The sequence below is a fragment of the Micromonospora sp. ALFpr18c genome (genome assembly GCF_008868155.1).
GTDB lineage: Bacteria > Actinomycetota > Actinomycetes > Mycobacteriales > Micromonosporaceae > Micromonospora.
On sequence record NZ_WBKR01000533.1, the window covers coordinates 1 to 314 of the forward strand.

Consider the following 314-nt stretch of genomic DNA (forward strand, 5'->3'; position numbering starts at 1 on the left):
GAGCGTACAGTTGCATCGTCGAATTTGGGGGGCATGCGTCGTTTTCCTTTGCTTCTCTCGCCAGGAAAATCCGTTTCCAGGCTAGCAGTCATGCATGTAACGTAATAATCCGCTCAAGGGTTCAGCAGTATGCCCCGGCAGGCCGCCCCCCAGTAGGCACCCGCCCGCGGCGCAGCCACGCCTTGGTCTGCTCGAACAGCGCCACCGCGCCCTCGGCGTGGATCCAGGCCCGGGCGGACACGAACTCCACGAGCGGGTCGTGTACCCCCGGGTCGGCGAAGTCGCGGTACCCGAACGCCGCCCGGATCTCCCAC

General features: G+C 65.0%; 1 protein-coding gene. It reads right to left on the bottom strand.

All coding sequences use genetic code 11. The features are described from left to right. Positions 1-121 precede the first annotated feature (121 nt). Positions 122-314 (bottom strand): DUF4158 domain-containing protein (locus F8271_RS31950; protein ID WP_151493461.1); only part of this gene is annotated, 193 nt, incomplete at its 5' end.